Raw genomic sequence first — 24,174 nt, 5'->3', positions numbered from 1 at the left:
GAAGCCATGCCACCCGCGGCCCGCATCGGCGACACCACCACGCACACCCGCACCCCTCCCCCGACCGGGGTCCTGTTCCCGCCGATGCCGATGTCGCCGCGCCTGGCGACGGTGTTCATCGCGGGGCGCACGCCGGTCGTGTCCACTTCCCTGCACCAGTGCGCCATCCACTACGCGATGACCCCGGTGAACCGCGTCATCGCCACGCCGCGGCCGCGGATGGTGCTGGTGGGCGGGTTGCCGCTGGCGTGTGTGGGCGACCCGACCGCGTGCGGTGGCACCATCCTCACCGGCGCGCTCAACGTGATCATCGGGGAGCGGCCGTGAGCGATCGGTTCATCGGGCGCGGCTGGGCCTTCCCGACCGGGGTGTCCACCACCGGCGGCATCGCCATGGTCGGGCACGAGCGCGAGATCGAGCAGGCCATCCGGCTGATCCTGGGCACCGCCCCGGGCGAGCGGCCGATGCGGCCGGAGTTCGGCTGCGGGATCCACGAGTTCGTCTTCGCCCCCAGCGACGGCGCCACCGCCGGGCGGATCGGGTTCGAGGTGCGGGCCGCGCTGGAGCGCTGGGAGCCGCGGATCGAGGTGACCGATGTGGTGGTGGCCTTCGACACGGTCGACGCGGGCGTGCTCTACATCGACATCCGCTACTCGATCCGCTCCACCAACGACCCCCGCAACCTGGTGTTCCCCTTCTACACCATCCCGTCCGAGCCCGCCGGAGAGCTGTGATGGCGCTGCCCGCCCCGAACCTCGACGACCGCCGCTTCCAGCAGCTGGTGGACGAGGCCAAGCGCTACGTACAGCAGCGCAGTCCGGAGTGGACGGACCACAACGTGTCCGACCCCGGGGTGACGCTGATCGAGACGTTCGCGCACATGGTCGACCAGACGATCTACCGGCTCAACCGGGTGCCGGAGCGGCACTACCTGGCATTCCTGGACCTGCTGGGCATCCGGCTGTTCCCGCCGACGGCGGCGCGCGCGGAGGTGGTGTTCTGGCTGTCGGCGGCCCGGCAGGAGACCGTGACGCTGGCGGCGGGCACCGAGGTGGCGACCCAGCAGACCGAGGCGGGCGACGCGGTCGTGTTCGCCACCGTCGAGGAGCTGCCGGTCGTGCCGTGCGCGTTGGACCGGCTGGTGACCTCCAGCGCGTCCGGCGAGCACACCGACCGCACCAACGACCTGGCCGCGGGCCACGACGTGCCGTGCTTCCAGGCCCGGCCCGCGCCCGGGGACGTGCTGCTGTTCGGGCTGACCGACGCGGTGCCGCGGTGCGTGGTGGCGGTCCGGCTGGACAGCCGGGTGGAGGGCATCGGCGTGGACCCGCGCCAGCCACCGCTGGTGTGGGAGGCGTGGACCGCGGACGGCTGGCAGGTCTGCGAGGCGTTCGAGGACACGACGGGCGGGTTGAACCGGCCCGGCGAGGTGGTGCTGCGGATCCCGGCCGGGCACGTGGAGTCGGTGTCGGCGGGGGTGCGCGCGGGCTGGTTGCGCTGCCGGGCGGTCGAACCGGCGGAGGGGCAGCCGTTCTACTCGGAGTCGCCGACCGTGCGGGTGGCCGAGGTGGACACGATCGGGGGCTGGACCGCGGTCGAGCACGCCGAGACGATCGTCGACACCGGCCTCGGTCTGGCCACCGGCGTGCCCGGCCAGCGGCTGCGGCTGGCCAGGGTGCCGGTGCTGCCGGGCGGTCCGCCGGTAGTGGTCGAGGTGTCCACCACGGACGGTTGGGCGGAGTGGACGGTGGTCGAGCACTTCGGGACCTCCGGCCCGGACGACCGGCACGTGACCCTGGACGCCACCACCGGCGAGGTGGAGTTCCCGCCGAGCGTGCGGGAGGCGGACGGGTCGATGCGCGCCTACGGGGCCGTGCCGACGAAGGGCGCGCACGTGCGCGTCCCCCGCTATCGCACCGGCGGCGGACGCGCGGGGAACGTGGCCAGAGGCGCCATCTCGGTGTTGCGCAGCTCGGTGCCGTATGTGGCGTCGGTGGAGAATCGCGAAGGGGCGCAGGGCGGTGTGGACGGTGAGACGGTCGCGGAGGCCAAGGTCCGCGCGCCACACCAGCTCCGGGTGCAGGAGCGCGCGGTGACGGCCGAGGACTACGAGCACTTCGCCCGGCTGGCCGCGCCGTCGGCCGCGCGGATCCGGTGCATGCCCGAGGAAGCGGGGGCGGCACGGGTCGTGGTGGTGCCGAACGTGGCGGTCGGCGGCGGGGACGAGCGGCTGCGGTTCGAGCAGTTGATCCCGCCGGACGAGCTGCTGGCCACGATCGCGGCACGGTTGGACGAACGCCGGTTGATCGGGACCAGGGTGTCCGTGGAACCGCCGTTCTACCAGGGCGTCACGGTGGTCGCCCGAATCCGATCGTCCGATCCGGACGCCGAGCGGGACGCGTTGGACGCGCTGTATCACTACCTGGACCCGTTGCGGGGCGGTGACGACGGTCGCGGGTGGCCGTTCGGGAAGTCCGTCCACTACGGAGCGGTGTTCGCGGTGCTGCAACGGTTGCCGGGCGTGGACAGCGTCGAGGGTGTGCGGCTGTTCCCGGCCGACCCGATCACCGGGCGGCGGGGCACGGCGACCGAACGGGTGGAGCTGGAGCCGAACGCGTTGGTCTTCTCGCACCAGCACCAGGTGGCGGTGGAGCAGCCATGACCCGTGCCGCCGTCCCCGACCTGCCCACCCGCCGACCGCTCGGCGACAGCCTGCCGGCGGTGTACGCGGCGGACGGGTTCGTCCAACGCCTCACCGGCGGGCTCGACGTGGTGTTCGCACCCTTGTTGTCCACTTTGGACAACTTCGCTGCCTACCTGGCGCCCGAGTGCACACCCGCCGACTTCGTGGCGTGGCTGGGCTCCTGGGTGGCGGCGGACATGTCCGACGGGTGGCCGGAGTCGGTTCGCAGAGCTGCGGTCGCGGGCGCCGCCGACGCACACCGGTGGCGCGGGACGGCGCGCGGGCTGGTCGCCCGGCTGTGGCTGTGCGCGGGCGTGCGGGCCGAGGTCTCGGACGGGCCCGGCGCGACCTGGTCGGCGACGCCCGGGGCCGGGTTGGACGGCGGCGGCGAGGTCACGGTGCGGGTGTGGTCGGACGGCGGCGAGGTCGACCTGGACCTGGTGCGCTCGATCGTGGCCACCGCGTGCCCGCTGCACGTGCGGTGGTCGGTGGCGGTGGCGGACGGGAGGGCTCGGCCATGACATGTCCGGTGTGCGGGGCGGCCGTGGGACCGACCGACGACTTCTGCGGCAACTGCGGCACCTATCTGGGCTGGGGCGAGACCGGCGCTCCCCAGCAGGCGGTCACACCTCGGACCACACCCGAGCCCCCCGGCGACATACCGGGCACGCCGCCCGGCGCCGAGTCACCGGCCCAGCCACCGACCTCCCCCCAAGCCGAGTCGCCCGCCTCGCCGCAAGCGGCGGAGCCGTCCTCGCCGCAAGCCCCGGACCGGGGAAAACCGACTCCGGCGCGGGGTAGCGCCCTCGTCCAACCGCCCGCCAGGCCGCCGTCCGAACCCGCGCAGGCGTCACCCGCCGCGGGTCCCGACCCCGAGGACACCGACCCGCGGCCGGTACAGCCCGCGCGGCCGGTCGCGCCCCGTCCGGCCAAGCGGGTCGAGATCGCCGACACCGCGGTCGAAGGCCCGCCGTGCCCGAACTGCGGCACACCCAACCCGCCGGGGCGGAAGTTCTGTCGCCGCTGCGCCACCCCGTTGACCGAGACGGCCGAGGAGACCAGGACCGCGCAGAAGTCGCGCAAGGCAGGCGGATCGGGCGCGCTGACCCGCAGGCTGATCCTGTTGGCGCTGCTGATAGCCCTGGTGATCGCCGGGATCGCGCTGTACCCGCTGGGCAAGCGGCTGGTGCAGGACGTGCTGGACAAGACGTCCAAGACCGTGCCCGCGGTGCCGGTCTCGGTGTCCGCGACCGCGGAACTGCCCGGTCACCCGGCCAAGGCGGCCACCGACGGTGCCACCAACAAGTACTGGGGGTCACCGGCCGTGGGCGCCTCGCTGGAGGCCACCTTCGACCAGCCGATCCGGCTGCTGACCGTGGTCACGCACACCGGCCCGTCGGCCAAGCCGGAGGAGTTCGCCACCGAGGCGCGGCCCACCCTGCTGGACGCGACCGTGACCACCGCCGACGGCACCACGCAGTCGTTCAGTATCCCGTTGGCCGACGAACCCGGTCCGCAGCAGCAGGACACCGCGATCAGCGATGTGGTGAAGATCCAGCTGACCGTGCGCGCGGCGGCCGGACTGGGACCCGGCAAACACATCGCGTTGGGTGAGGTCGAGTTCTTCCGCCGCGGCTGACGACCACCGGATATCCGATATCACGACGCCCGCGATGACCGGCGCGGACACGTTGTTCGGCGGCCGAGGAACGCCCGGGTGCACACCGGACAAACGGAACGGGCCGTTCCGGGCGTGATCACCGCCACGCCCGGATCGGCTAGCCTGGGCCCCATGCCGTTTCGCGATATCGCCTTGCGCGCCCTGCCGCCCAGGCTGCGGCCGCTCGCGGTGAAGCACCGGGAGCTGCTGAAGTTCGGGATCGTGGGCAGCATCGCCTACGTCGTGGACAACGGCACCTGGTACCTGCTGAAGCTGACCATCCTGGAACCCAAGCCGATCGTGGCCAAGACCATCGGCGTCATCCTGGCCACCATCGTGTCCTACATCCTCAACCGGGAATGGTCCTTCGACACCAGGGGCGGCCGCGAGCGGCACCACGAGGCGGCGCTGTTCTTCGTCATCAGCGGGATCTCGATCCTCTTCTACACCGGCCCGCTGGCGCTCTCCCGCTACGTGCTCGACCTCCAGGTGCCCAATGTCAGCCCGTTCACCCAGGAGGTCGCCGACTTCCTGTTCGGCTCCATCGTGGGCACCGTGATCGCCATGCTGTTCCGCTGGTGGGCGTTCAAGCGCTGGGTCTTCCCGCACGCGGACGTCCGGCAGTCGCGGACGGCGCGCAAGCTCGGCACGCTCGTGCCCTACCCGGTCGACGACCCGAAGGCCGCCCCGCGCGGGGGTGCCGTGGATCACACCCCGAACTGAGCCCCGGCTGTCACATCCCGACCCGGTCCCTCGTCCTGCTGTTGTAACCGACGAGAACAGTGGAGGGACCGCAATGCAGGCTCGGATGGACAACCCGGTCATCGTCATCCCCGAGGCCATGAAGACCCTGGTGGCGTTCGGCAACGCGGCCAAGGGCAAGGGCGTCCCGGACACCACGCTGGAGCTGGTGAAGCTGCGCGCCAGCCAGATCAACGGGTGCAGCCTCTGCGCCCTCATGCACGGCACGGACATGCGCAAGGCGGGCGAGACCGACGAGCGGCTGCTCACCGTCGCCGCGTGGCGCGAGGCCCCGTTCTTCACCGACGCCGAGCGCGTCGCGCTGGAGCTGACCGAGGTACTGACCCGGATGGCCGACAAGGGCGACCCGGTGTCGGACGAGCTGTGGGCGCGGGTCCGCGAGCACTACGACGACCGGGGCGTCTCGGCGCTGCTGGTGACCGTCGCGGCCATCAACTCGTGGAACCGGATCAACGCCGCCACCCGCCAGGTCGCGGGCAGCTGGTGAGCCGCCGGGCGCCCGCCCGCACACCGCGTGCGGGCTCGCTCGCGGTGGGTGCATGATGGAGGTACATCCACCGACGACGAGGGGGACGCCATGAAGATCACCGTGGATCGCACGCGGTGTGTCGGCTCCGGGATGTGCGTGCTCACCGAACCCGCCCTGTTCGACCAGAGCGAGGACGACGGCACGGTCCTGCTGCTGCACGACGAGCCCGCGGCCGACCAGGAGGAGGCCGCCCGCACCGCCGTCCAGCTCTGCCCGGCACAGGTCATCAGCGTGTCCTGACGGGCTCTCCGACCATGCGGCGAAGCCTCGGGTCCGGTCGGACCCGAGGCTTCCCGGTCGCCGGGGCCGTTTCGGTGAACAGCCCCGGCCGTCGACTTCAGACCGTCTCGGCCACCGGTGCGGGCGGGACCGCGCGGGCCGCCTCGGCGTCCCAGGCGACCGGTAGCGCGTGGACACCGTAGATGAGCATGTCGGTGCGCACGGACACCTCCGCCGGGTCGATGTCCAGCCGCAGGCCCGGCAGCCTGCGCAACAGCTCGGTGAAGCCGATGCCCATCTCCACCCTGGCCAGCTGCTGGCCGAGGCACTGGTGGATGCCGTGCCCGAACGCCAGGTGCGGGCTGCGCGGCCGGGACAGGTCGAGCCGCTCCGGGTCGGCGAAGTGCTCACCGTCGAAGTTGGCCGCCTGCGCGGACACCACCACGGTGGCGTCCGCCGGGATGAGCTGCCCGCCGATCTCCACGTCCTCCAACGGGATCCGCTGGACTCCGAAGTGGATGATCGTCAGATAACGCAGCAGCTCCTCCACCGCGGTGGTCACCAGCTCCGGCCGGTCGCGCAGCGCGGCCAGCTGGTCCGGGTTCTCCAGCAGGGCGAAGGTGCCCAGCCCCAACATGTTCGCGGTGGTCTCGTGACCCGCCACGAGCAGCAGGTTGGCCATGCCGGACAGCTCGTCGTCGTCGAGCGGGTGGTCCGGGTCGGCCCGGATCAGGTCGGAGATCAGGTCGTCGCCCGGCTCGACCCGCTTGGCCCGCACCAGCCCGCGCAGGAAGTCGCGGATCTCCTCGAACCCCTCGGACACCTCCTCCAGCGGGGTGTCCAGCCGGAGCACCCGGGACGTGCGGTGCTGGAACTCCGCCCGGTCGGCGTAGTCCACGCCGAGCAGCTCGCAGATCACCAGGGACGGCACCGGCAGCGCGAACCCGGGCACCAGGTCGGCCGACGGCCCGGCGGCCACCATCGCGTCCAGGTGCTCGTTGACGATCCGGGTGATGCCCGGCTCCAGGTTCCGCATGCGCCGCACGGTGAACGCGCCGGTGAGCAGCCTGCGGTAGCGGGTGTGCTCGGGCGCGTCCATGCCGATGAAACTGCCCGCCCGGTTGCGCCGGTCGGACAGCGCCTCCCGCAGCTTCTCCGGGAGCTGGGCCATCCGCCGCTCCGACCGGGTCGAGTCCGAGCTCATCCGTTTGTCGGAAAGCACGGCACGAGCCTCGGCATGGCCGGTGACCAGCCAGATCTTCTCGCCATCGCGGCGCGTGACGGTGTGCACGGGGCCCTCGCCGCCCAGCCGCAGCAGGCCGGAGGGCGGGACGAACGGGCAACCGTCGCGCTCGCTGAGCTCCGGCGGCAACATGAGCTCCCGGAAGCTGCGCACCTGCTTCGGCTCGGTGCCGGTATTCGCCGCCGGGTCGGATACCGGTTCGCCGGCCGGATTGGTGGTGGTGCTGGTCATCAGAAGCTCCCGTTCCCGGGCCGATCCCCAATCGGTCCGTCGTTTCAGGGGTCTGTTGACCCACGGTACCAAAACCGCGGTCCGGCGCTTCCGAATTTCCGTGGCGGCACTCACAGTCTCTCATTTCGTCCACATTCGACGGTCAAGACAGCACCGCGAGCAGGCAGCAGACGAGCATGACCGGGTCACCGAACGCACCACGGCGGCCGCCACCAATGGCGGAACGGTCACCACAATGGCGGAAAACCGCACCCCCAGGACCACCACCAACCCCACCCACGCCTTGGGCCGACCGGAGAGTGATTAAGCAGGCGCTGAAATCCTGGCGTCCGGAAAACGCGGGCCCGCGAACGGTAGAACCGTCAGATAACCACCCAGACCGTCCCGCCGGACGGCGAGGTCCTGGGCGAGTGCGCGCCGGTCCGCGACGGCGCGGCCTTCCTGGCGTTTCTGAAGAAGGCCGTGAAACCGCACGCCGGCAAGGATGTCCACGTCGTGCTGGACAACCTCTCGACCCACACCACCCCGGAGGTCATGGCCTGGCTGGCCGACAACCCGCACGTGCGGTTTCACTTCACCCCCAAGGGCTCCTCCTGGATCAACCAGATCGAGACCTGGTTCGGGATCATCACCCGCCAGTCGATCCGCCGCGGCACCTTCACCAGCGTCAAGGTCCTGATCACGCAGATCCGCGACTACATCACACACTGGAACACCACCGCCAAGCCCTTCACCTGGACAACCACCGCCGACGAGATCCTGGCCAAGGTCAGACTCGTCCAAACCAACATCAAGAAACTCGTCGACAACAACGCCAAGTAACGGCATCAGAATCACGCGACACTAGTGGTGCGACCTTTAGGAGGACAACCGCCCGATGAGCTCGCTCGCGGACTCGTCGGAATCGCCGACGGCGCAGCGGATGTCGAACGCCCTGTCCTTGGCCTTCGGCTGTGCTTGACCGGGGAACTCGGACTTTCCGGGCTCCAGCAGCATCAGCAGTTCCGCTTGTATGTCCCAGTCGGCGGTGACGGTGACAATGCCCGTCTCGTCGTCGACCATGAATCCGGCCATGCCACGAAAGACCGTGAGAGCCCAGATCAACGACGGCACCGGGAAGTCGACCCGCGCCTCGAACTCGACAACCAACGACCCACTCGCCTCATCGAAACCGACCGACAGCGAGCCATCCTCCTCGTCGATACCCAGCAGCAGTTCGGCGTAGGTACCGTCGATCCAACCATCACACTCGGCGATAGCGGCGGTGAGCTGCTCCCGGTATTCCAGCCGTACTGCCTCGTCGCTCCAGGGTGCGCAGATCCCCGCCCAGTCGTTCTCCGGCCACGTATTCGCCCGCGCTACCGGGGCCTGGAGGAACTTCCTCAGCCGTACTTCCTCGATGACCATGGCAGCCGCCACCGTCACATACCGACCCATCTCGTCAGCACCCCCACCCTGGCCCGGCGCGCCATGCCCGTCGTTCGACACGAGCCGGACAGTAGCAACCGCTCCGTGGCTCCACCCCTGGCAGATCCCGAGCCGACCCACCGCTTCATCCATAGCGGCATACGCACGGAAACTGTGCGGTTCTCAGCGCTCGTGTGCCCGCCCCAGGCAGGAGTAGTGAGCGGCACTCGATATGCGGCATGGACGCTACGGAGGACATTGGCGCCGACCGACTCGACTTCGTGATTCCGGAACCGCGTCCACAACCACCGCTTTACCGGCTAACCCGCCCGACCGGAGCCCTGTCGCCTCTGATAGAACATTCGACCTACAACACTGGTAAGTCGCCGTCGCGATCAGTGACGAGTTGACGCTATTCCACCTGAAAGGCGAGGGTCATTCACCCGAATGAGGGCGCGCACCACGGTCGGTGTATCGCAGCACGGCGCCGAGCAGGACCTCCGCCGGAATGCGGACCGCGACCTCGCCAGGGTCGACACCGACCAGGTTGGCCGCCGTGCTCTCGTCCACCGCAGGACCCTGGACTACGAACTCTCCAGTGTCACCCAAGTAGACGCTGGGGCACGAGCTGCTCGAATTGACCTGCGTGAACAGGAGCTCCAACTGCATCGCCGGGTCCACCCCCGTCTGTTCAACCCTCGGTCACCCCATCAGGGATCTCCAGGGTAGCTCGCGATGGGGGTGCCGACAAGGTTTCCCGCGCCCATGCCCGTTCGGCGGTCGGCAGCAAGATGATCAAAGCGGAAGCTGGAAACGCGCCTCCTGCGGCTTGATCAAGACATCAGTCCCAGGGCTCCTGGGACTTACCGAGAACAGGCTACCTCCCAGGAGAAACCATGAGTAAGCGTCGGATCGCCTTCGCCGGGCACGACTTCTTCTCATCCTGCCTCACAACCCTCACCGCCCGCACCGACACCGAGGTCGTGCTCTGCCTCACCAGTGAGCCGGACGGCCCAGTCAGCAACGTCACCGACGTCGCCCATCGGCACGGCATCCCGGTCCTGTTCGGCCGCCCGACAAGGAAGAACGCGATACGCGCGTTCAACGACGCCAGGGTCGACATCCTCATCACCGCGGGCTACGCGTGGCGCATCCCCGTGGATCGGCTGGCAGTGACCTACGCGGTCAACATCCACCCGTCGCTGCTGCCGGACGGGCGCGGACCGAACCCATTGCCCTACATACTCGACGAACACCGCGATCTGCGCGCCATAACCCTGCACGAGATGACATCCGAGTTCGACCAAGGTGCCATCATCCTCCAGCGCCCGCTGGCCATCGAGGACGGCACCGGGTTCGACGAGCTCTCCCTGCAACTGTTCGCCGAGACACCACATCTGGTCAATCAATTTCTCGACGACCCCGTGCGCCATTTCTCGCGCAAGGCAGGGCAAGGCCCCGGTTCGTATTGGCCGGAGCATGTCCAGGCGGACAAGACGTTCGTGGCCGCACAGTCCGAAGTGGACGATGCGGTCCGGGTTCGGACGAAGTTCGGCGCGCTCGGCACCTTCGTCGAGCTGGCCGACGGAACCACCATCAAGACATTCCATCTCACCGCGGCACGATGCGACCACTCATACACACCCGGCACTCTCGTCGGCCACACCGGTCTGGGCTACATCGTGGCCCTGCGGGATGGCCTGGTGCGCCTGGACACGCTGCCCCCGGCCATCCGGAAAAGCGGCTGAGATGAACACCCGCGATGAGCATGACGACCAGCCGGAACCGCACGAGTCCGGTGCCGAGAACCGATGGTCGGGGTCCGGCTCCGGCGTCGTCCAGGCAGGAAATGTCACCGGTGGTGTCCATTTCTACCAGCACGGCCCGAGTGCCAGTCCGATACCACGGCAGTTGCCCACCGGGAGCCGGATATTCGTCAACCGCCAAGCCGATATCGAATGGCTCGACAGTATTCTGGAACCCGCCGAACGGGCAAGCTCGTTCGGCCCATTGTGCATCGTGGTCGGGACAGCGGGAGTGGGAAAGACGTCGCTCGCCGTGGAATGGGCGCAGCGAGTCCGGGACAACTTCGCGGACGGGCAGTTGTACATCAATCTGCACGGCTACGACCCCGGCCCGTCACTGACCGCCGCCGCCGCGCTGGAACAGCTGCTCCGGGCGCTCGATGTCGCAGGCGGCAGCATCCCCGCCGACCTTGAGGCCAGGGCTGCGCTGTACCGGTCCCTGGTCGCCGACAGGAGCATGCTGCTACTCCTCGACAACGCCGCGTCGGTGGGCCAGGTGCGTCCCCTGCTCCCCGGCACGACCCGGTGTCTGGTCCTGGTCACCAGCCGCAACCTGTTGTCCGGACTGGTCTCCAGGGAAGGCGCGTACCGCCGCACGCTCGGTGTGCTGAGCGAGTCCGAGTCGATCGACCTGGTTCGTGCGACCGTGCAGGGGCACCGGTCCACCGACAGCGACGAGGACATCGCCGAGCTCGCGCGGCTGTGCGCCCATCTGCCCCTGGCCCTGCGGATCGCGGCCGAGCGGGCGGCGAGCAGGCCGTTGCTGCCCTTGAGCGACCTGGTCCAGGACCTGCACGACGAGTCCGGGCTGTGGGACCTCCTGGACTCCGACGACGACGAGCAGGGTGACGCGGTCCGGTCGGTCTTCGCCTGGTCGTACCGTGCCCTGGCACCCGACGCGGCGCGCGTGTTCCGGCTGCTCGGCCTCCACCCGACAGCGGAGTTCAGCAGTCTGGCCGCCGCCGCGCTGGCGGGCATGAGACGCCAGCCCGCACGGCAGGCGCTGGCGGCGTTGTCGGCCGCGCACCTTCTGGAACAGCGGACGAGAACGCGGTACCAGTTCCACGACCTGTTGCGGGCCTACGCGTCCGACCAGGTACAGCACGAGGAGGACCAGGCGGGCATCCACGCGGCGGTGGGGCGGCTGCTGAGCTGGTACCTGCACACCACGGACTCGGCGGTGACCGCCAGCCAGTACCAGGACCGCTCGTTCGAGATCGAGCCGCCCGCCGACATGGTCGAGGCCGAGGCGTTCGTCGGGCACAACGAGGCGGTCGAGTGGCTGGAGCTGGAGGAGGGCAACCTCGTGGCGATGGCCGCCCTCGCAGCGCAGCTCGGTTTCCACACGCCGGGCTGGCAGATACCGGCGCTGCTGCGCAACGTCTACGCGTTCCGGCATCCGTTCGATTCCTGGCAGGCCATCACCCGGACCGGGCTCGTCTCGGCGCGGCGAGCCGGGAACCGGTTCGCCGAGGCCTACCTCCTGCACGGCCTGGGCACGGCCATGCTGCACGCCGACCGGCTCGGCGACGCGTTGTCGGAGTTCGAGCGGGCACTGACGATCCAGGTGGACATCGGCGATCGACGCGGCGAGGTCGAGACCTCGACCCGGGTCGGGCAGATCTACCAACGCCTGCGAAGACTGGATGAGGCACGCGACCGGTTGGAACGTGCCCGGGACACGGCCCGTGCGTCGGGCGACGTGGAACACGCGGCGTTCGCCACCCACCTGCTTGGCGAGGTCCACGTCCAGCTCGACCTGCCCGGCCGGGCCGTCGAGCTGCTGCGCGAGGCCGTCGAGTCGCTCCGCCGGATCGAGGAGCAGACCCTGGAGATCGACGCCCTGGTCAGCCTCTGCGACGCGCTGCGCGAGGCGGGCCTGCTCGACGAGGCCCTGGGAACGGCGCACACGACCCTGGAGACGGCCACCGATCTCAATGACGACGTGATCGTGGCCTGCGTCCTCATCGAGCTCGGGAAGATCCAGCTGGCCCTGGACCGGGTCGACGAGTCGCTGATCTCGTTCCAGCGCGCCGCGGTGCTGCAGCGGAAACTGGGCAACACCCGGCACGAGGCCAGGGCGCTGGACGGGACCGGGGCGGCGTACCGGCGGCTCGAACGGTTCGCCGAGGCGGCCGAGTTCCACCGGCGGGCGGCCACGATGTTCCGGCAGGTCGGCGACGACTGGCGCACGGCGGGCGCGCTCGTCGGTCTCGGTGTCGCCCTGCGGCGGAACGGCCGGTCCGCCGACGCCCGCGCACAGTGGCAGGACTCGACCCGGATCCTCGACCGGTACCCCGACCCCAGGGCCCAGCGACTCCGCGCCCGCACAGCGGCACTGCTCGCCGAGGTCGACCGGTGACCGGCCGAGGCAACGGACCGTGATGGGGCGCGCACGCTCCGGACCGGGTCGCCGGGACGGGTGCGCCTCGGGCCCATGACACCTGTCATGGCGAAGCGGTGACGCGCGGACGAGGGAGTTCGCGGGAGCGGGCGGCAGAGTTGTGGACATGATGGACAGCAGCACGAAGAACGGTGCGGCGGTCGGGGTGTCCGGCCTGCACAAGCGTTACGGGGATGTCCGCGCCGTGGACGGGGTGGACCTCGTCATCGCGCCGGGGGAGGTCGTTGCCCTGCTCGGGCCGAACGGGGCGGGGAAGTCCACCACTGTGGACATGGTGCTCGGACTGACCAAACCGGACGCCGGTGAGGTGACGGTGTTCGGTCGCACGCCACGGGATGCCGTGTCGGCCGGGGTGATCGGGGCGATGCTGCAGACGGGCACGTTGCTCGACGACGTCACCGTGGCCGAGACCGTCTCGTTGGTGGCCGCGTTGCACCGGAAGCCGTTGTCGGTCTCGGACGCGTTGGAGCGGGCCGGGATCGCGGACCTGGCAGGGCGGCGCGCGGCGCGGTTGTCGGGTGGACAGAAGCAGCGGGTGCGGTTCGCGTTGGCGTTGGTCAGCAATCCGGACCTGTTGGTGCTCGACGAGCCGACGGTGGCCATGGACGTGGAGACCCGGCGGGAGTTCTGGCGGTCCATGCGCGAGTTCACCGACGCTGGCCGCACCGTCCTGTTCGCGACGCACTACCTCGAAGAGGCCGAGGACTTCGCCGACCGGGTCGTGCTGATGCGCAGCGGGCGGGTCGCCGCGGACGGGTCGGTGGCGCAGGTTCGGGCGACCGTCTCCGGGCGTCGACTGACCGCCGTCGTGCCCGGCGCGGTCGTCGACGACCTGCGCCGCCTGCCCGGTGTGCGCGAGGTCGACGTGCGCGGCGAGCGGGTGGAGCTCGGCTGCGAGAACTCCGACGCCGCCCTGCGCGCCCTGCTGCACACCTACCCGAACGTCCACGATATCGAGATCACCGCGCTCGGCCTGGAGGACGCGTTCCTCGCGCTGACCGCCACCGAGGAGTCCCGGTCATGAACCTCACCTACCTGGCCCTTGAGCTGCGCCGGACCATCCGCGCGCCGCGCTTCCTGATCTTCACCGTGGGCTTCCCGGTGATCTTCTACCTGTTGTTCTCGTCGATCTCCGGCGGCGACCCGGACGCCCGCACGATCATCATGGTGGGCATGGGGGCGTTCGGCGGGATGACCGCCACGGTGTCCGCGGGCACCCGCATCGCCGCCGAGCGCGCCAGCGGCTGGCAGCGGCAGCTGCGGCTGACCCCGCTGTCCGGTCAGGGCTACCTGTTCGCCAAGGGCATGTGCGGCATGCTGATCGCGCTCGGCCCGCTGCTGCTCGTGTCGATCATCGGCATGTCCACCGGCGTGCACCTGGAGCCGGGCCAGTGGGTACAGGTCATCCTGGGCACCTGGATCGCGCTGGCCCCGTTCGCGGTGCTCGGCGTGCTGATCGGGCAGGTGGCCACCGGCGACAGCGTGCAGGCCATCGGCAGCGCCGTGTTCATGCTGCTCAGCCTGGGCGGCGGCCTGTGGTTCCCGCCCTCGCAGATGCCCGGCTGGATGCGCGACGTCGCGCATGTGCTGCCCAGCTACTGGTACGGCGGCATCGGCCGGGACGTGGTCACGCACGACCTGCAGGCCACCCGGACGCTGCTCGTGCTGGTGGCTTGGACGGTGGTCCTGGCCCTGATCGTCACCCGCCGGTTCCGCGCCGACTCCGCCCGGGTCTGATGTCCCAGCGCCTCGCCCGGCCCCGCGCGCACGCGGGGTCGGGCAGCCGTGCCGAGCGGGACATACTGGGCACGACCGCACCCGAGGAGCCCGCCATGTCCACTCCGAACCGCGAACCCGTTGGCGTCCTGGGCCCGGTCGACGACCAGCGGCGCAGGTCCGCCACGGACCCGTGGCACGCGTCGGCCAAGCGCGGCACCGGGCGTGGCTGGTCGGTCGTCGGCCTGTTCTTCGTGTTGGCGTTCCTGCCCTCCACGGTGTGGGAGATCGCCCGGTCGGACCGCGCGGTGTGGCTCAAGACGCTGCTCATCGTCGGCCTGGTCGGGTACGGGGCGGCCTACCTGTGCATCCCGTACCTCTCCCGTCGGTTCTCCACGACCGGCCACGTGGTCATGTGCGTCGGCCTGCTGGCGTTGGGCTGCGCCCTGGTGTTCGGCATCGGCCTGTCCACCACGGCGCTGCTGGTCTACGCGACCGCGTTGACCGCGATGATGCTGCCGGTCGGCCTGGTGCTCGCCCTCGACGGCGGGGTCGTCCTGGTGTTCGCGGTCGCCATGGCGATCACCGGCGATCTCGCCGAGGACTGGGGCTCGCTGGTCACCCTCATCTCGGTGTCGATGTGCGTCGGCTTCATCGGCCAGCTCACCCGCACCGTCCGCGAGCTGCGCGCCGCCCGGGACGAGATCGCCACCCTGGCCGCCGCGGACGAGCGCTCCCGGATGGCCCGCGACCTGCACGACCTGCTCGGCCACAGCCTGACCACGATCACCGTCAAGGCGGGCCTGGCCCGCCGCGTCCTGGAGAGCTCGCAGGACGTCGACCGGGCACTGGCCGAGGTGCGCGAGGTGGAGGAGCTGTCCCGGCAGGCCACCCAGGACGTGCGCGCCACCGTCTCCGGGTACCGCGAGGTGGTGCTGTCCGCCGAGCTGGTCGGCGCCCGCGCGGCACTGCGCGCGGCCCAGGTGACCGCCGACCTGCCGCACGCCGTCGACACCGTGCGCCCCGACCTGCGCGGCGCCTTCGGCTACGTCCTGCGCGAGGCGGTCACGAACGTCCTGCGGCACAGCGGCGCCACCCGGTGCGAGGTCCGGCTCGGCCCCACCTGGCTGGAGATCCGCGACAACGGCAACGGCTGTCCCGCGACCCCGCACCCCGGCGGCAACGGCCTCACCGGCCTGCGCGAACGGCTCACCGAACTGGGCGGCACGCTGGAAGCGGGTCCGCTACCGGCGGGCGGCTTCCGCCTCGCCGCCACCGTGCCCGCCACTCCCCCGGCGGCCGTCTCGTGACCGGGCGCGCGGGGGCGGTCGGTGCCATGCCGCACCGGCAGGCGAGTTCGGCGAGACGGGCACCGAGATGGGCACTGGCGACGTCGGTCGAGCGGGAGGTGGCGGGGTGATCCGGGTGCTGCTGGCCGACGACCAGGCGCTGGTGCGCGGGGCGATGGCGGCGTTGCTGGGGCTGGAGTCCGATATCGAGGTGGTCGCCGAGGTCGGCACGGGCACCGACGTGCTGCCCGCCGCCGAGAAGACCCGCCCGGACGTGGCACTGCTGGACGTGCAGATGCCCGGCGCGGACGGGCTGACCGTGGCCGCCGAGCTGCACCGCGCCCTGCCGTCCTGCCGGGTGCTGATCTGCACGACCTTCGGCAGGCCCGGCTATCTCGCCCGCGCCATGTCGGCGGGCGCGTCGGGGTTCGTGGTCAAGGACGCACCCCCGGAACAGCTCGTCGAGGCCGTCCGTCGGGTGCACGCGGGCCTGCGCGTGGTCGACCCGGCGCTCGCGGCGGAGTCCTTGGCCAGCGGCGCCAGCCCGCTGACCGACCGGGAACGCGAGGTACTCGCCACCGCCCGGGACGGCGGCACCGTGGCCGATGTCGCCAGGACGCTGCACCTGTCCGAGGGGACGGTCCGCAACCACCTGTCCTCGGCGATCGGCAAAACCGGCGCCCGCACCCGCGCCGAGGCCGCCCTCCTCGCCGAATCCCGCGGCTGGCTCTGACCTCCGGCCCCCGCGGCCTCGATCTCCCGATTCATCGGACGACGGCGGGATGACGCGGCCCCGGGGGCGCGGGGCATGTGCCCCCGGGGCCGCGTCATGTCCGGCAGACCCCCAGGCACGCTCACGCGGCCGGACATGACCGGAAGACGGACATGACCGAAAGACCGTCGGGTTCGTCAACCACCGACCGCAGATTATATGCCAGGACAAACGATGTCAAAGCATCATTTGTCAAGACATAGGGGGACGTCGCCGTGCTATCGTCGCGATATGACGGCGGGGCTGGACGACGTGGGCGTGATCGCCTCGTGGAAGGCGCTGCTGCAGACATACAACGGGGTCGCCTGCAAGCTCGACCAGGCGTTACAGGCCGCGCACGGGCTCAACATGAACGAGTTCGAGACCCTCGACCGGCTCATCGACGGCGGCGCCGAGTACCGGCCGATGAAAGACCTCGCCTGCGACATGTACCTGAGCCAGAGCGCGCTGTCCCGCACGGTCGCCCGGCTGGAGCGGGACGGGCTGGTCGAGCGGAAGCTCTGCGAGTTCGACCGGCGGATCGTCGACGTGCTGGCCACCGACGCGGGCAGGCAGCGGCACCGGGAGGCGAGTCGGACCCGGCTGACCGTGCTGGCGGACCACTTCCGCGAGCGGCCGCAGGTCATCGACCTCGCCCGGCCCACGCCGGAATAGCGGGAAGCCGGACCCGCGTCGGCGGATCCGGCTTCCCGGTACGACCCACTGGCCTTACAACGCCTTCTCCAGCCTGCCCGCCAGCAGCTTGACGAACTTGGTCGGGTCGGTCAGGTCGCCGCCCTCGGCCAGGATCGCCATGCCGTAGATCAGCTCGGCCGAGTCCGCCAGGTCCGCATGCTCCTGCTGCTCGGCGTGCGCCGCGCGCAGGGCCGTGACCAGCGGGTGCGTCGGGTTCAGCTCCAGCACGCGCTTGATCTTGGGGACCTCCTGGCCCATCGCCCGGTACATCTTCTCCAGGTTCGGGGTGATGTCGAAGGTGTCGCCGACGACGCAGGCCGGGGAGGTGGTCAGCCGCGAGGACAGGCGGACCTCCTTGACGTCCTCGCCGAGCTGCTCGCCCAGCCAGCCCAGCAGCGGCGCGAACTCCTCCTCGCGCAGGCGGGCCTCCGCCTTGTCCTCCTCGGAGTCCAGGTCGACCTGGCCCTTGGCCACGGACTGGAGCTTCCTGCCGTCGAACTCCGGGATCGAGCCGACCCACATCTCGTCGATCGGGTCGGTCAGCAGCAGCACCTCGTACCCCTTGGCCCGGAACGCCTCCAGGTGCGGGGAGTTCTCCAGGGCCGAGCGGGTCTCGCCGGTCATGTAGTAGATCGCGTCCTGGCCGTCCTTCATCCGGGAGACGTACTCCCCCAGCGTGGTCGACTTCTCCGCGTCGTGCGTGGACGACAGCGCGGTGATGTCCAGGATGGCGTCGCGGTTGTCGGTGTCGTCGAGCAGGCCCTCCTTGACCGCGCGGCCGAACTCCGACCAGAACGTCTCGTACTTCTCCGGCCGGTCCGCCCGCATCGACTTGACCGTGGACAGCACCTTCTTCACCAGGCGCCTGCGCATCAGCTCGATCTGCCGGTCGCGCTGCAGGATCTCGCGCGAGACGTTGAGCGAGAGGTCCTGTGCGTCCACCACACCCTTGACGAAGCGCAGGTACTCCGGCATCAGCTCTTCGCAGTCGTCCATGATGAACACGCGCTTGACGTAGAGCTGGACACCGCGCTTGCGGTCGCGCATGTACAGGTCGAACGGCGCGCGCTCCGGGATGAACAGCAGCGCCTGGTACTCGAACGTGCCCTCGGCCGCGAGCCGGATGGTCTCCAACGGAGCCGTCCAGTCGTGACTGACGTGCTTGTAGAACTCGGTGTACTCGTCCTCCGACACCTCGCTCTGCGGCCGCGCCCACAGCGCCTTACGCGAGTTGACCGTCTCCGGCTCGCCGCCGCCCTCGGGCTCGACCCGGATCGGCCAGGTGATGAAGTCGGAGTAGCGGCGCACGATCTCCACGACCTTCGCCCGCGAGGCGTAGTCGTAGAGGTGCTCCTCGGCGTCCTCGGCCTTCAGGTGCAGCGTGACCGCCGTGCCCTGCGGGGCCTCGGCCACGTCCTCGATCGTGTAGGTGCCCGCACCGGCCGACTCCCAGCGGGTGCCGCCGGTCTCGCCCGCGCGCCGGGTCACCAGGGTGACCTTGTCGGCGACCATGAAGCTGGCGTAGAAACCGACGCCGAACTGCCCGATCAGGTCCTGCGCGCCCGCCGCGTCCTGGCTCTCCTTGAGCTTGCGCAGGAACTCGGCGGTGCCGGACTTGGCGATCGTGCCGATCAGCGACACCACGTCGTCGCGGCTCATGCCGATGCCGTTGTCCCGCACGGTCAGCGCGCGGTTCTCCCTGTCGATCTCCAAGGAGATGTGCAGGTCGTCTGTGTCGACCGCCAGCTCCTTGTCCCGGAACGCCTCCAGGCGGACCTTGTCCAACGCGTCCGAGGCGTTGGAGACCAGCTCGCGCAGGAAGGTGTCCTTGTTCGAGTAGATCGAATGGATCATCAACTGCAACAGCTGGCGCGCCTCGGACTGGAATTCGAGCGTCTCCACTTTCCCGGTCACGGCAACCTCTCGTCAGACCAACGAACAGCGCGAGCCATCCTAGTCGTTCGGGTCGGCGCGCCATCCGGTGTTCCGGCTCTTCACCCGGGTGGCCCCTCGTGGTCGGGGCTGTTCTTCCTGGACAGGGACGCTGCGTGGTCGTCTCACCTGATCGGTGCCGGGTGCCATCGGTTATCTTGATAGTAGCTAGTGAAAGTTGCGACACAGGTTTGGGATTTGCCAGCGTGCGTGGGGCATCGCTCTTTGATTTGCTATCCGGATAGTTGATTTACTGGCGAGTGCCGTCCACGGATGGCGGGTCGGGGGCCTGCGGTGTCGTACTCGGCCGCGAAGGGCCGTCTGCGCAGCTCAGCCGATCTTGATGGTGGGGGCGGTGCTGGGGACGCCGTTGCCGTCCAGGGCGAAAAGCAGGTAGTGGCCGCGGAGTGCGATGCCGGGATCGGACGGGATGGTCAGGCGATAGGTGGTGCCCGAGACCAGTGTCGGTGTCAGTGGGATGCGGCGCTGGTCATTGTCCACCGAGTGGGTCGCCGAGCTGGTGCGGATCAGCGCGAAGCGGGTCACCGGCCGGTCGGTCGTCACCTGGATCGAGGCGCCCAGGGCCGCTGTGGTCGGGGCCGTGGTGATCGACGGACGGGCCTTCGCGGAGCCGTCGGGGTTGAGCAGATACGGCGGGGTGAGGATCTGGCCGTCGAAGTGGTTCGTGGCGCAGGTGCCGCACAGACCACCGCCGCCGGAGAAGACCCTTCCGTCGGGGAGGAGGTTGGCGACGCTGTGGTAGGTGCGGGGGACGGCGACCGTGGCCAGTGGGGTGAAGTTGCCGGTGGCGGGGTTCCAGAGCTCCGGGGTGAGGACCGCGGTCTGGTCGCTGAACGGGACCGGGTGGCGTTGGCCGCCGATGACCACGACGTTCCCATCCGGCAGGGCGACGCTGTTGGCGAACGCGCGGGGTGCGGCCATGTCGCCGACGCGGCGGACGATGGGTGACGGGCCGGTGATGTCGACGGTGTAGGCGCGGTTGGTGGCGTCGACGTCCTGGTAGGCGGTGGCGCCGCCGACGGTCAGGATCTTGCCGGTGTCGTACATGACCGCGTTGCCGTTCATGGCGTCCGCGCTGTCGCCGCGCAGGCCCGCGTCGGCTATCGAACCGTTGCCGGTCACCGAGATCCAGTGCATGGCCTTGCTCGGGCCCGCGTGGAAGACGCGGTTTCCGGTGTAGGCGAACAGCCACGCGTGGTTGTCGGCGCGGTAGACGCCTTGCGGGTCGGCGGTGACCAGTGGGTCGGCCGGGACGCCGGTGAGGGTGCGCCAGGTGTTGGTGGCGGGCGAATAGACCTCGGCCGACTTGCCGCCGCGGTCGCCGCTCCAGGAGCCGCCGACGGTGAATGCCTCGCCCGAGGCCAGGGTGGTCTGCCCCTGGTAGCCGCGGGGTTTGCCCATCGGCGCGGCGGCGGTCCAGGTGTCGGTGAACGGGTTGTAGATGCTGGCCTTGTCGGCGTTGCTGCCGCCCGTGACCAGCACGCGGCCGTCGGGCAGGGTGGACGTGCCGGGGCAGAACATGTCGTGGCCGGTGTTGTCGATGCGGCGCTGGGTGACCTGGCCGGTGGTCAGGTCGTAGATGGCGGTCTGGGTGTAGCCATTGCTCCCGCCGAAGGTGTCCGGGGCGTAGGCGGACCAGGTGAGCAGCTTGTTGTTCGGCAGCAGCGCGGACGCGACCGGCACGATCGGGAAGCCGACCATCGGGCTCCACGAGCCGAGCGCGCTCGCGTCCGGTGCCGACGACGGGGTCAGCACGTTGATCTCGGCCGCCGTCGTCCACGGTCCGCGTCCGCCCGCCTCGGTCAGCGCGGTGATGCGCACGTACCTGGTGGACACAGTGGAATCCAACAGCGCTGTCTGCACGTTGGAGCTGTCCGGCCACGAACCCTCGACCACCGGCGCACCGAAGGTGACACCGTCCGAACTGGTCTGAATCCGGTATTGACCGATGTTGCCGTTGCCCACGTCTCCACGCGGCCGCACGGAAACCCCGGCGACCGTGCGTGCCGCGCGCATGTCCAGGGTGATCCAGTGCGGTAGTGGCGCGGTCGGCGCGGAGTACTTCGAGTGCCAGATCGTGCGGTCGTCGCCGTCCAGGACGTTCGCCGCGCGACCATTCTCGCCAACGGTCTCCTCGTCGCTCGCGGTCGCCACCCAGCCCGCGCGGTCGAGCGGGGCGACGGGGCCGGGTGCGCCCGACGGGCCGTAGGCGAATACCTCGGCCGCCGCGTGCCACGGCACTCGGTTACCGGCCTCGCTCGTGGAGGTGATCCGCACGTATCGCGCGTTGCCGGTGAACAGCGCGGTCTTGGGCGTCCCGTCGTCCACCCAGGTCCCCTGCGCGACAGGGGCATCGAACGTCGAGCCGTTGCTGCTCAGGGAAATCGAGTACTGCCCTGTCCGCCCGTCAGCGCTGTCCGAACGAGGCACGACTACCAGCGCCGACAAGCGCTGCGCGCGTTGCAGGTCGAGCGTGAGTGTGTGTGGTGCGGCTGTCGTTCCCGCACTGCGCCAATACGTCCCGAGTCGGTTGTCCAGCACGGCGCTGGCGGGGTAACCGGGTTCAGCGGTAGAGGCGGAAGCGGTCCACCCGGTGCGCGGCAACGGCGGATCGTTCTTCGCGGGTGGTCCGAGCAGCTCGATCTCCGCCGCGCTCGTCCACGGCCCCCGGTTTCCCGCCTCCGTCAACGCCGTCAGCCGCAGGTAGCGCGTGGTGACCGGGCCCGCGAACAGGGCGTGCTTGATCGAGGCGTCGTCGCCCCACCGTCCCGACCCGATCGGGGCGCCGAAGGTGACCCCGTCGGTGGACGTGGTGATCCGGTACTCGCCGATCCGCCCGTTGCCCCCGGTGCCGTCCGGCCGCGGCCGGTCGGTGAGTCCACTCACGACGGTCGGCTTGCCCAGGTCCAGTGTCAGGTGGTGCGGCAGGCCTGCAAGCACGTCATAGCGGCTGTGCCAGGTGGTGGCCGGGTTCCCGTCGAGCACGTTCGCCGCGCGGCCGTCCTCGCGCGCCGTCTCCTGGTCACTCGCCGTCGCCGTCCAGCCCGTCCGGGGCAGCGGGACGACCGGTGCGGGCGCGCCCGGGTCGCCGAGCAGGCCGATCTCGGCGGCGCTCGCCCACGATCCGCGGTTGCCCGCCTCCGTCGACGCGGTCAGCCGCACGAACCGCGCGCCGCCGACCGCGAAGCTGAACGTCTTCACGGTCGCGTCGTCGGCGGCGATACCCGCGCTGACGGGGTTCCCGTAGGTGACCCCGTCCAGGCTGAGCCGGATCTCGTAACGGCCGATGGTCCCGTTGCCGCCACCGGGGCGGGGTGTGTAGACCAGGCCGGAGATTCGTTGCGTCGCACGCGTATCAATGGTGATGGACTGTGGTAGCGGTGTCGCCGTTGTCCATGTGCTGTGCCAGAACGTCGCCGGGTCGCCGTCAAGGACGTTGGCCGCGCGACCGTTCTCCCCCGCCGTCTCCTCGGAGGTCGCCGTCGCCTCCCAGCCCACGCGCGGCAGCTCCGTCGCGGTCGCGATCATCGCGTCCGCCGTCGCCACGATGTGCCCGTGGTCGACAGCCTCGTGCCGATCCTCCTGGAAGGACTGGAAAGCGTACGGCGTGACCACGACCGCCGCCGACACCGCGATGATCAAGCGCCCGACTCGCATGACCGGTTGGTCGCCGATTGGCGAAGATCGTTACCGGATGTCCGGTCGTTGCCGCCACTCGGGCGCGGCGGCAACGACCGAACAGACCAATGCCCTTACCGGTCGAACGAATTCTTCACGCCTCCGGGGTGAAGGCGCCCGTGCCATCGTTGAGGAAGTACTGCACGGTGGTGCTGGAGCCGAGCGTGGTGATCACGCCGACGTCCGGGAAGCCGTCCCAGTTGTGGAAGGTCGGGAAGACCTCGTAGGAGCCGGCGCCGGAGTCGTCGCGGGCGAAGGTGACCGCGGGCTTGCCGCCGTTGCCGAAGTCCAGCTCGGCGGTGGTGTAGCCGAAGCCGCACTGTCGCGACACCAGCAGGTCCTGGCCGCCGTCGCCGTCGAAGTCGGCGAACGCCACCTGCGGGATGGGCTTGCGGCTGCACAGGTTGATCGCCCCCGGCACGATCTTGCCGTCGGCGGTGTTGGTGAACGACCGCAGCGTCTGCTCCTGGTCGGTGGACACCCAGAAGTCGTCGCGGCCGTCGCCGGTGAAGTCGACCTTGCGCAGGGTGCTCGGGAAGGACACGCCCGGGTAGGTGGCCACCGGCTTGATCTGGCCGTTCACCCGGCGCAGCACCAGGAACGCCTTGGTCGCGTCGTACCACTGGAAGCCGGTGGTGACGATCTCCGGCTTGCCGTCGCCGCCCAGGTCGGCCACGACCAGCATGTCCGGGCAGTAGGGGGCGGCGCCCAGCGGCGAGGTGTAGCGGGACTCCACCGGCGCGCCGAAGGTGCCGTCGGCCTTGCCGTAGGCGACCTTGACCGTGCAGGTGTGGTCGTCGGAGCCGGGCGGGATGGGGCCGAGGGTCACCACGTCGGTGATCCGGTCCCCGTTGACGTCCCCGCGCGCGGTCGTGTTCTCCGCGGCGCGCCCGGCCGCGTGCGCGGCATCGTGCGTGGCCGGGACCTGTGGCGCGACAGCGGTCTGCGCGGCCGCGGGCGCGGCGGGCGCCTCGACCGGGACGGCGACGGCGGCGCCCGGCACGAGGGTGGCGATCAGGATGGCCGCGACGGCACCGATCACGACGACTGGTCTCTTGCGCATGGTCTCCCCAAGGTTCGCGGCCGCCTGCGCGGCCGTCCACCCACGAGATCGTGGCCCGGCGGCCGGACGTTGAGCGCGTACGACG

22 protein-coding genes are annotated in these 24,174 nt (G+C 70.3%); 16 read left to right on the top strand and 6 right to left on the bottom strand.

The window, feature by feature from the left end:
* The first annotated feature begins 6 nt into the window (after positions 1–6).
* The 8 genes from C503_RS0109125 to C503_RS0109090 all read left to right on the top strand — a co-directional run bounded on the left by C503_RS0109125 (position 7) and on the right by C503_RS0109090 (position 5,874).
* Entirely contained in the window at positions 7–327 is a 321-nt protein-coding gene (locus tag C503_RS0109125; protein WP_018681887.1) for a PAAR domain-containing protein, read from the top strand.
* On the top strand, positions 324–734 hold the full coding sequence (locus C503_RS0109120; RefSeq protein ID WP_018681886.1) for a GPW/gp25 family protein: 411 nt from the start codon (positions 324–326) through the stop codon (positions 732–734). The genes C503_RS0109125 and C503_RS0109120 overlap by 4 nt, the downstream gene beginning before the upstream one ends.
* Positions 734–2,662 carry a putative baseplate assembly protein gene (locus tag C503_RS0109115; RefSeq protein ID WP_018681885.1) on the top strand — a complete coding sequence of 643 codons (1,929 nt, stop codon included), beginning with the start codon at positions 734–736 and terminating at the stop codon, positions 2,660–2,662. The genes C503_RS0109120 and C503_RS0109115 overlap by 1 nt, the downstream gene beginning before the upstream one ends.
* The gene (locus tag C503_RS0109110; protein WP_018681884.1) at positions 2,659–3,204 is read left to right on the top strand and encodes a phage tail protein; all 546 of its coding nucleotides are present in this window, start codon (positions 2,659–2,661) and stop codon (positions 3,202–3,204) included. The genes C503_RS0109115 and C503_RS0109110 overlap by 4 nt, the downstream gene beginning before the upstream one ends.
* Positions 3,205–3,227: 23 nt before the next feature.
* Entirely contained in the window at positions 3,228–4,322 is a 1,095-nt protein-coding gene (locus C503_RS0109105) for an NADase-type glycan-binding domain-containing protein (RefSeq protein WP_211222356.1), read from the top strand.
* Positions 4,323–4,475: 153 nt separating this feature from the next.
* Positions 4,476–5,066 (top strand): GtrA family protein, encoded by a 591-nt coding sequence (locus C503_RS0109100; protein ID WP_018681882.1) that lies wholly within the window; start codon positions 4,476–4,478, stop codon positions 5,064–5,066.
* A 73-nt stretch (positions 5,067–5,139) separates the two neighbouring features.
* Positions 5,140–5,592 carry a carboxymuconolactone decarboxylase family protein gene (locus C503_RS0109095; RefSeq protein WP_026316109.1) on the top strand — a complete coding sequence of 151 codons (453 nt, stop codon included), beginning with the start codon at positions 5,140–5,142 and terminating at the stop codon, positions 5,590–5,592.
* A 90-nt stretch (positions 5,593–5,682) separates the two neighbouring features.
* On the top strand, positions 5,683–5,874 hold the full coding sequence (locus C503_RS0109090; RefSeq protein WP_018681880.1) for a ferredoxin: 192 nt from the start codon (positions 5,683–5,685) through the stop codon (positions 5,872–5,874).
* A 97-nt stretch (positions 5,875–5,971) separates the two neighbouring features.
* On the opposite strand, the gene C503_RS38730 is transcribed toward C503_RS0109090, so the two are convergent.
* A complete protein-coding gene (locus C503_RS38730; RefSeq protein ID WP_018681879.1) occupies positions 5,972–7,327 on the bottom strand; it encodes a cytochrome P450 in 1,356 nt (451 codons plus the stop codon).
* Positions 7,328–7,693: 366 nt separating this feature from the next.
* Between C503_RS38730 and C503_RS0109080 the strand changes: the two genes are divergently transcribed.
* The gene (locus tag C503_RS0109080) at positions 7,694–8,149 is read left to right on the top strand and encodes a transposase (protein WP_211222365.1); all 456 of its coding nucleotides are present in this window, start codon (positions 7,694–7,696) and stop codon (positions 8,147–8,149) included.
* 36 nt (positions 8,150–8,185) lie between these two features.
* On the opposite strand, the gene C503_RS0109075 is transcribed toward C503_RS0109080, so the two are convergent.
* The gene (locus C503_RS0109075; RefSeq protein WP_156893089.1) at positions 8,186–8,815 is read right to left on the bottom strand and encodes a hypothetical protein; all 630 of its coding nucleotides are present in this window, start codon (positions 8,813–8,815) and stop codon (positions 8,186–8,188) included.
* Positions 8,816–9,169: 354 nt separating this feature from the next.
* Positions 9,170–9,304, bottom strand: a complete 135-nt coding sequence (locus tag C503_RS48465) for a hypothetical protein (protein ID WP_281170503.1) — start codon at positions 9,302–9,304, stop codon at positions 9,170–9,172.
* Positions 9,305–9,630: 326 nt separating this feature from the next.
* On the opposite strand from C503_RS48465, the gene C503_RS0109065 reads away from it, so the two are divergent.
* From C503_RS0109065 to C503_RS0109035, 7 genes are all read left to right on the top strand, one after another.
* The gene (locus tag C503_RS0109065) at positions 9,631–10,482 is read left to right on the top strand and encodes a formyltransferase family protein (RefSeq protein WP_018681875.1); all 852 of its coding nucleotides are present in this window, start codon (positions 9,631–9,633) and stop codon (positions 10,480–10,482) included.
* Positions 10,483–10,771: 289 nt separating this feature from the next.
* Complete coding sequence (locus C503_RS38725) at positions 10,772–12,901, top strand: tetratricopeptide repeat protein (protein WP_018681874.1); 2,130 nt, start codon at positions 10,772–10,774, stop codon at positions 12,899–12,901.
* 148 nt (positions 12,902–13,049) lie between these two features.
* Positions 13,050–13,967, top strand: a complete 918-nt coding sequence (locus tag C503_RS0109055) for an ABC transporter ATP-binding protein (RefSeq protein WP_026316108.1) — start codon at positions 13,050–13,052, stop codon at positions 13,965–13,967.
* The gene (locus C503_RS0109050; protein ID WP_018681872.1) at positions 13,964–14,680 is read left to right on the top strand and encodes an ABC transporter permease; all 717 of its coding nucleotides are present in this window, start codon (positions 13,964–13,966) and stop codon (positions 14,678–14,680) included. The genes C503_RS0109055 and C503_RS0109050 overlap by 4 nt, the downstream gene beginning before the upstream one ends.
* A 95-nt stretch (positions 14,681–14,775) precedes the next feature.
* A complete protein-coding gene (locus C503_RS38720; protein WP_018681871.1) occupies positions 14,776–15,969 on the top strand; it encodes a sensor histidine kinase in 1,194 nt (397 codons plus the stop codon).
* 106 nt (positions 15,970–16,075) lie between these two features.
* Entirely contained in the window at positions 16,076–16,681 is a 606-nt protein-coding gene (locus C503_RS0109040) for a response regulator transcription factor (RefSeq protein ID WP_018681870.1), read from the top strand.
* Between the two features lie 270 nt (positions 16,682–16,951).
* Complete coding sequence (locus C503_RS0109035) at positions 16,952–17,374, top strand: MarR family winged helix-turn-helix transcriptional regulator (RefSeq protein ID WP_018681869.1); 423 nt, start codon at positions 16,952–16,954, stop codon at positions 17,372–17,374.
* A 54-nt stretch (positions 17,375–17,428) separates the two neighbouring features.
* Here the strand turns inward: C503_RS0109035 and htpG are convergent, their stop codons facing one another.
* From htpG to C503_RS0109020, 3 genes are all read right to left on the bottom strand, one after another.
* Positions 17,429–19,309: a molecular chaperone HtpG gene (gene htpG, locus C503_RS0109030; protein WP_018681868.1), complete on the bottom strand. Its 1,881-nt coding sequence runs from the start codon at positions 19,307–19,309 to the stop codon at positions 17,429–17,431.
* Between the two features lie 348 nt (positions 19,310–19,657).
* Positions 19,658–23,005, bottom strand: a complete 3,348-nt coding sequence (locus tag C503_RS38715; protein WP_018681867.1) for a galactose oxidase family protein — start codon at positions 23,003–23,005, stop codon at positions 19,658–19,660.
* A gap of 115 nt (positions 23,006–23,120) precedes the next feature.
* Positions 23,121–24,089 carry an FG-GAP repeat domain-containing protein gene (locus C503_RS0109020; protein ID WP_084476923.1) on the bottom strand — a complete coding sequence of 323 codons (969 nt, stop codon included), beginning with the start codon at positions 24,087–24,089 and terminating at the stop codon, positions 23,121–23,123.
* Between the last annotated feature and the right edge of the window lie 85 nt (positions 24,090–24,174).

The organism is Actinokineospora enzanensis DSM 44649, assembly GCF_000374445.1.
GTDB lineage: Bacteria > Actinomycetota > Actinomycetes > Mycobacteriales > Pseudonocardiaceae > Actinokineospora > Actinokineospora enzanensis.
The sequence above is the reverse complement of the archived record's forward strand: the minus strand, read 5'-3'. Positions and strand labels throughout refer to the sequence as shown.